Origin of the sequence: Mesorhizobium sp. M7A.F.Ca.US.006.04.2.1, assembly GCF_004022915.1 — a bacterium.
Lineage (GTDB): Bacteria > Pseudomonadota > Alphaproteobacteria > Rhizobiales > Rhizobiaceae > Mesorhizobium > Mesorhizobium ciceri.
Genome location: NZ_RZQA01000292.1, coordinates 1 through 6,827, shown reverse-complemented (window position 1 = coordinate 6,827; position 6,827 = coordinate 1). Strand labels below are relative to the sequence as shown.

General features: G+C 63.5%; 9 protein-coding genes and 1 pseudogene. 1 reads left to right on the top strand and 9 read right to left on the bottom strand.

The window, feature by feature from the left end; all coding sequences use genetic code 11:
* From EN925_RS40735 to EN925_RS16980, 4 genes and pseudogenes are all read right to left on the bottom strand, one after another.
* Positions 1 to 138, bottom strand: a pseudogene (locus EN925_RS40735) (ABC transporter permease); the annotation flags it as partial.
* A complete protein-coding gene (locus tag EN925_RS16990) occupies positions 135 to 1,073 on the bottom strand; it encodes an ABC transporter ATP-binding protein (RefSeq protein WP_127369762.1) in 939 nt (312 codons plus the stop codon). The gene EN925_RS16990 and the pseudogene EN925_RS40735, both read right to left, overlap by 4 nt.
* Positions 1,070 to 2,233: an ABC transporter permease gene (locus EN925_RS16985; RefSeq protein WP_127384580.1), complete on the bottom strand. Its 1,164-nt coding sequence runs from the start codon at positions 2,231 to 2,233 to the stop codon at positions 1,070 to 1,072. The genes EN925_RS16990 and EN925_RS16985 overlap by 4 nt, the downstream gene beginning before the upstream one ends.
* Positions 2,234 to 2,288: 55 nt before the next feature.
* Entirely contained in the window at positions 2,289 to 3,200 is a 912-nt protein-coding gene (locus EN925_RS16980; protein ID WP_013532241.1) for an ABC transporter substrate-binding protein, read from the bottom strand.
* A 204-nt stretch (positions 3,201 to 3,404) separates the two neighbouring features.
* Between EN925_RS16980 and EN925_RS16975 the strand changes: the two genes are divergently transcribed.
* Positions 3,405 to 3,977 carry an NADPH-dependent FMN reductase gene (locus tag EN925_RS16975; protein WP_013532242.1) on the top strand — a complete coding sequence of 191 codons (573 nt, stop codon included), beginning with the start codon at positions 3,405 to 3,407 and terminating at the stop codon, positions 3,975 to 3,977.
* A gap of 8 nt (positions 3,978 to 3,985) precedes the next feature.
* Here the strand turns inward: EN925_RS16975 and EN925_RS16970 are convergent, their stop codons facing one another.
* From EN925_RS16970 to EN925_RS16950, 5 genes are all read right to left on the bottom strand, one after another.
* Entirely contained in the window at positions 3,986 to 5,197 is a 1,212-nt protein-coding gene (locus tag EN925_RS16970; protein WP_127384579.1) for an MFS transporter, read from the bottom strand.
* The gene (nusB, locus tag EN925_RS16965) at positions 5,194 to 5,694 is read right to left on the bottom strand and encodes a transcription antitermination factor NusB (protein ID WP_128336720.1); all 501 of its coding nucleotides are present in this window, start codon (positions 5,692 to 5,694) and stop codon (positions 5,194 to 5,196) included. The genes EN925_RS16970 and nusB overlap by 4 nt, the downstream gene beginning before the upstream one ends.
* A complete protein-coding gene (gene ribH / locus EN925_RS16960) occupies positions 5,691 to 6,185 on the bottom strand; it encodes a 6,7-dimethyl-8-ribityllumazine synthase (RefSeq protein WP_013532245.1) in 495 nt (164 codons plus the stop codon). The genes nusB and ribH overlap by 4 nt, the downstream gene beginning before the upstream one ends.
* A gap of 81 nt (positions 6,186 to 6,266) precedes the next feature.
* A complete protein-coding gene (locus tag EN925_RS16955) occupies positions 6,267 to 6,542 on the bottom strand; it encodes a type II toxin-antitoxin system RelE/ParE family toxin (RefSeq protein WP_024504679.1) in 276 nt (91 codons plus the stop codon).
* Positions 6,542 to 6,802: a ribbon-helix-helix domain-containing protein gene (locus EN925_RS16950; RefSeq protein ID WP_013532247.1), complete on the bottom strand. Its 261-nt coding sequence runs from the start codon at positions 6,800 to 6,802 to the stop codon at positions 6,542 to 6,544. Before EN925_RS16950 ends, EN925_RS16955 begins: the two co-directional genes overlap by 1 nt.
* Between the last annotated feature and the right edge of the window lie 25 nt (positions 6,803 to 6,827).

Below are 6,827 nucleotides of genomic sequence, written 5' to 3'. Positions count from 1 at the left end.
GCCCTGGTTGTAGATCACCGGCGCATTGTTTTCGGTCAGCGGCTTCAGCAGCGGCACGAACCAGCCGGGATTGGTGACGAAGGCAACGAGCAGCATCACCAGGGCAAGTCTGAGCAGCGATGGAAGCCAGGCCTTCATGCGGGCCTCGCCGCGCGCTTCACCAGCCCGTCGACGGTGACGCGGCCAAGCGGCTTGCCATCGGCGCCTTTGACCGGCAGCGCCGGCCGGCCCGTCCACAACAATTCGGCCAGCGCGTCACGCTGGCTGGCGTCGCCGGGGATCGCCTCGCCTTCGGCGGAGCCCTTCTCCACGGCATCGCGGACCCGACCGAGCGACAGCAGCCGGAACGGCCTTTCGCTGGCGCCGACCAGGGTCTCGACGAAGGCGCTTGCCGGCTTTGCCAGGATCTCGGCGGGCTTGGCGTATTGCACCAGCTTGCCGGCATCCATGACCGCGATCTTGTCGCCCATATGCACGGCCTCTTCCATGTCGTGGGTGACCAGGATGATGGTGGTGCCGAAGCGCTTCTGGATCGCCAGCAGATCTTCCTGCGCCTTGTTGCGGATGATCGGGTCGAGGGCGCCGAACGGTTCGTCCATCAACAGCACGTTGGGCTCGGCGGCGAGCGCGCGGGCAACGCCGACGCGCTGTTGCTGGCCGCCGGACAGTTCGTGCGGATAGCGCGGCCCGAAGGCTTCGGGGTCAAGCTGATAGAGCGTCATCAGTTCGTCGACCCGGGCCTTGATGCGGTCCTTGTCCCAACCGCGCAGCACCGGCACGGTGGCAATGTTCTGCGCCACCGTGCGATGCGGGAACAGGCCGTGGCCCTGGATGGCGTAGCCGATGCTGCGGCGCAGCTCATAGCCGGGCAGCGAACGATTGTCGGCGCCGTCGAGCTTGATGATGCCCGAGGTCGGCTCGACCAGCCGGTTGATCATGCGCAGCAGCGTCGTCTTGCCGGACCCGGACGTGCCGACAATGACGGCGATGGTGCGCGGCTCGATGACCATCGACACGTCATCGACCACGGTCGTCGCGTCATAGCGCTTGGTAATGCCTTCGATCTCGATCATGCCGTTTCAACCCTGCGCCTGGTGGCGGTCATTTCGATCACCGCATCGAGGATGATGGCGGCGGCAAAGGCGAGCGCGACCGTTGGCACCGCGCCGAGCAGCACAAGGTCCATCGCCGTCTGGCCCACACCCTGGAAGACGAATACGCCGAAACCGCCGCCGCCGATCAGCGCGGCAATGGTGGCGAGGCCGATGTTCTGCACCAAGACGATGCGGATGCCGGTGAGGATGACGGGAAAAGCCAGCGGAAACTCGACGCCGAACAGGCGCTGCCTGTCGGTCATGCCCATGCCGCGTGCCGCGTCGTTGGCGGCGCGCGGCACGCCAGCGAGACCGACCACGGTGTTGGCCACCACCGGCAGCAGCGAATAAAGGAACAGCGCGACGAAGGCGGGGGCTGTGCCGATGCCGCGAATGCCGAGCGCGGCAGCCCCCGGCACATGCGTGGCCACCCAGCCGAGCGGCGCGATCAGCAGGCCGAACAGCGCGATCGAGGGAATGGTCTGGATGATGTTGAGCACGTTGAGAACGCCGGCGCGCAGATTCTCGACGCGATGGCAGAGAATACCGACCGGCAGGCCGACGACCACTGCCGCAAGCAGCGACCCTAGCGCCAGCGTTACATGCTTGGAGCCCTCCGCCCAGAAACTGTCGGCGCGGTTGAAATATTCCTTCAGGATCGACAGATTGTCCCAGCTTCCCGAAATCAACAGCAGCCCGATCGCCAAAGCCGAGACCGCAAGCACGCCAACTCGTGCCAATGGCGACAGGTCCAGCCGTGTCAGCACATCGGCGAGCAAAAGCGTGAAGGCAAAGATCAGAATCCAGAAACCGGAAGCCGGCGAAACTCTCGCAAAGGTGTTGCCCTCCGGCGTGAGGAATGTTCCGGCGACGCCGATCAGCAGCGCGAGCGCGGCAAGCGCCACCACGCCGGCGGCAAGGCGCAGCGAAAGCGGTGTCTTGAACAGCGCGATGAGTGCTGCGGCGACGATCATGACGAGCAGCAGCGTCCCGGTGGTTGCCGGCAGCGCCTCGAGAATTGAGCGCGCCTGGCCGGGGACGATGCGGTTGGCACGGAACGTGGCAAAGGGCGCGGCAAAAGCCGCGTAGGCTGATATAGCGGCGATGACCACGCCGAGCTTGTCGAAGCGGATGTTCACGCCCTCCCCCGTCAGTCGATCCGGCGCGCCACGAAAGCGGCGCGCCGGAATCGTCCTACTTCAGGAAGCCGTTCTTCTTCAAAAAGTCCTCGGCGACGCCCTTGACCGGCTCGCCGCCGACCTGCACGCGACCATTCAGCTCCTGCAGCGTGACGAGGTCGAGCTTGGCGAAGACCGGCTTCAGCAGCGTCTCGATCTCGGGATGTTGCTTCAGCACCGCTTCGCGGATGATCGGCGCCGGCTGGTAGACCGGCTGCACGCCCTTGTCGTCGTCGAGCACGACGAGCCCGGACGGTGCGATGCCGCCATCGGTGCCGTAGACCATGGCCGCATTGGCGCCGTTGGTCTGGTTGGCGGCCGCGGCGATGGTTGCCGCGGTGTCGCCGCCCGAGAGAGTGATCAGTTGGTCCGGCTTCAGCGTGAAGCCATAGGTGGTCTGGAAGGCCGGCAGTGCAGCCGCCGAATTGACGAACTCGGCGGAAGCCGCCAGCACCACCTGACCGCCGCCCGCGACATATTTGCCGAAGTCGGTGAGCGTGGCGAGCTTGTTGGTCTCGGCGACTTCCTTGCGCAGCGCGATCGCCCAGGTGTTGTTTGCGGGCGACGGCGACAGCCAGACGATCTTGTTGGCGTCGTAGTCGAGCTTCTTGGCCGTTTCATAGGCCTTGGCGGCATCCTTCCAGACCGGGTCGTCGGCCTTCTCGAAGAAGAAGGCGGCGTTGCCGGTGTATTCGGGATAGATGTCGATCTCGCCGGCGGTGATCGCCTTGCGCACCACCGGCGTGCCGCCGAGCTGGATACGGTCTGATGTCTTGATGTTGTTGGCGTTGAGGACGAGCTGGATGATGTTGCCGAGCACGCCGCCCTCGGTGTCGATCTTCGAAGAGACAACCACCTGGGCATTGGCGGAAGCCACCGTGATGCCGAGCGCCAATGCCGCGCCGGCCAGAAACTTGACTGAAAACATTGTGGAACCCCTAGCTATGAACCGAAACGCGATGACCGCATATGAGCATGGCTTCAACGGCCAGTCGGGGCACACGGTTTCATAACAAGGGGGATCGGCGCAATATTTTTGTTCGGAAGGCCGATTTTGAGGCGACGCTGGCGATCTGCTGCCATCTGGCGGATAATGCCATAGAGTGCGGGTGGCAAACACGGAGAGCGTGTCATGGCCATACACAAAGTCGGCTACCTCATCGGAAGTCTTGCCCGGGAATCCATCAACCGCAAGCTCGCGAAGGCGCTCGTTCAACTGGCTCCTCCGGAACTTGAAATGACGGAAATCGCCTTCAGGGATCTGCCTCTTTACAGCTACGACTATGATGCGGATTTCCCGCCGGTCGCCCGGGATTTCAAAAAGGCGATCGCGTCCGTTCAGGCCGTCCTGTTCGTTACCCCGGAGTACAACCGCTCGATCCCTGGCGGATTAAAGAACGCGATCGACTGGGCGAGCCGCCCCTATGGAAAGAATTCATTCGCGCGCAAACCGTCCGCCGTCATCGGAACATCGCCGGGCGCCATCGCAACCGCTGTCGCCCAACAAAGCCTGCGCAGCGTTCTGAGCTTCTGCAACTCACCCCAGATGAATGCGCCGGAAGCCTATATCCAGTTCACGCCGGGACTGATAACGGACGACGGCGAAGTGACGGTCGAATCCACCGAGGACTTCCTGCGCAACTACATGGCTGAGTTCCATATGTTCATAGCGAGGGTGCTTCAGGTGTTGCCGCCGGACGCATAGGTTTGGCGTCAAGCCGGGCGCGCGCTCGTCAGCTTCAGCGCGCCCAGCGCCACGAAGCACAGGACGGTGACCGGAAAGACTATCCAGTTCAGCATCTCCCAGCCCCAGGCGTTGTAGACCATGCCCGACATCAGTGAGGCGCAGGCGACGGAGCCGAACAGGACGAAGTCGTGGAAGCCTTGCACCTTGCCCTTTTCCGACGGCCGGTAGGTGGAGGCCACCATTGCGGTCGCGCCAATGAAGCCGAAGTTCCAACCAAGGCCTAGCAGGATCAGCGACGTCCAGAACTGCCACAGCGCCAGGCCCGACAGAGCGACAATGGCGCAGCCGATGAGCAGGATCAGGCCGGTGGTCACAATGCGTTCGGCGCCGAAGCGATGGATCAGCGAGCCGGTGAAGAAGCTTGGCGCAAACATCGCCATGACGTGCCAGGAGATGCCGAGCGTCGCGTCGGTCTCCGACAGTCCGCAGCCGACCATGGCCAGCGGTGCGCCCGTCATGACGAAGCTCATCAGCGCGTAGCTGCCGACCGCACAGAAAAGCGCGGCGACGAAACGCGGCTGCGTGACGATTTCAGCCAGTGGTCTGGCGTCGCTGTCGGCGATCTCCACCTTGCCGGATGCTTTCGCCGGCAGCCGCAGGAAGGACAGGATGATGGCGCCGACGGCGGCCAGCGGCAGGATGGACACGAACGAACCGGCAAACATGACCGGCGCCAGCGATTCGCGGGTGAAGATGACAATCTGCGGCCCGAGGATAGCGGTGACGATGCCGCCGGCCAGCACGAAGGAGATGGCGCGCGCCTTGAATTCCGGCGGTGCGTTGTCAGCGGCGGCGAAGCGGAACTGCTGGACGAAGGCGCCGCCGACACCGATCGTGAGCAAGCCAAAGGCAAACAGCCAGAAGCTCCCTTGAAAAAGCGCAAGCGTGGCGACGAGGCCGCCAAGCGCCGTGACGATCGTTCCGGTCATGAAGCCGCCGCGCTGGCCCATTCTGCGGATGATGGCCGCTGCAGGCAGCGCGCCGAGCGCCACGCCGATGTTGAAGCCGGTGATCGGCGCTGTCGCCAATGATTTGTCGGGGCCAAGCAGATATTGCCCGGCCAGCGCGCCCACGGAGATGGCGATGGGGGCCGCCGAGCCGATGATCGCCTGCGATGCGGCCAGGATCAGCGCCGTGCGGCGCGCCTCGCTGCCTGCCTCGACGGCGATTGCCGTCATGATGCGTCCTTGCCGCGCCCCTCGCCACGCACCCGGCGTGACACACGGTCGAGCACGGCATTGACCAGCTTCGGCTCGTCTTCCTTGTAGAAGGCCTTGGCGATGTCGACATATTCGGAGACGATGACGGCGACCGGGACATCCTCGCGCTTCATCAGTTCGTAGACGCCGGCGCGCAGGATGGCGCGCAGCGTCGAATCGAGCCGCGACAGCGGCCAGTCCTCGGTCAGCGCCTGGCGGATGATCGGATCGATGGTCTTCTGGTTCTCGACGACACCCGCCAGGATAGCGCGAAACCATTGCGCATCGGCCTCGCGATAGAGCGCGCCGTCGACTTCCTTGCCAAGGCGAAACGCCTCGTACTCGGCGGTGATCTCGAAGACACCGCTGCCGGCGACATCCATCTGATAGAGCGCCTGCACGGCGGCCAGACGGGCAGCGCCGCGCTTGTTGGCGTGGCGCATCGCGGGCTGCCCGGGCGAAGCGGGTTCGCTCACGATCGCGCTCCCAATTGTTCCTTGAGGGCAATCATGGTCAGCGCCGCACGCGCGGCAAAGCCGCCCTTGTCGCCTTCCGAGCGCTTGGCGCGAGTCCAGGCCTGGGCGTCATTCTCGGTGGTGAGGATGCCGTTGCCGATGCAGACCGAGTCCTGCACGCTCAAATCCATGAGCGCGCGGCTGGATTCATTGGCGACAATGTCGAAATGATAGGTGTCGCCGCGGACGACGGTGCCGAGCGCGACAAAGCCATCATAATGTGTGCCGCCTTCCGTCGCGCCGTCCAGTGCAAAGGTGATCACCGCGGGGATCTCCAGCGAACCTGGAACGGTGACGACGTCATAAGTCGCGCCCGCCTCATCGAGCGCGCTTGTCGCGCCATCGAGCAGCGCGTCGGCAAGGTCGTCATGAAAGCGCGCTTCGACAATGAGCAGATGCGCCTTCGCCTTCGGACGAATGAAGGCTTTGCCGTGTTGGGATGTACCAGCCATAAAAGTCTCCGGGGAGTTGCCGGTGACTTAGGCCGAAGCCGGGTTCATCGCAAGCGGAAGATTGCTGGATGGACTCCTGTCCTATCGATCCTCTCGCGTATGCCACAGGCGCAACACAGAAATTGTCGTGTTCTGTATCTCGTAACGAATTTCGTAGCTGCCTACCAAAATGCGACGCACTTCTCGTGGTTCGAACTCTTCCAGTCTCTCACCGATGCGCGGATATTCGACCAACCGTGCCGGCGCGGCAATAAGCGACTGCACGGCACGTGCGGCCGCCGGGCCATTTGCTAGCACGAGAAAATCATGTAGCCGGACCAAGTCGGACAAAGCCTTGTTGGTCCATTTCAACTCCATCAACGAGGCACCGGCAGTGGCTTGTCGGTACCAAGACTCTCAGCCCACGCCTGCACGGCCTGGTGATCGATGACCCGTCCTGCGTCGACATCGGCCATTGCTTCAAGCGTGAGCCGTCGGCGCTCCTCCTCCAAATCCACCCACGCGGAAAGAGCTTGTTTGACGATCCAGCCGCGTGGGCGCTCAAGGCGGGCAGCCAGTTGATCTACCTTTTCAGCCAGCGGCAGCGGAACGTGAGCGGTGATTACTTTTGTATCCATCAGAGCCTCACAATCAGATCTAATC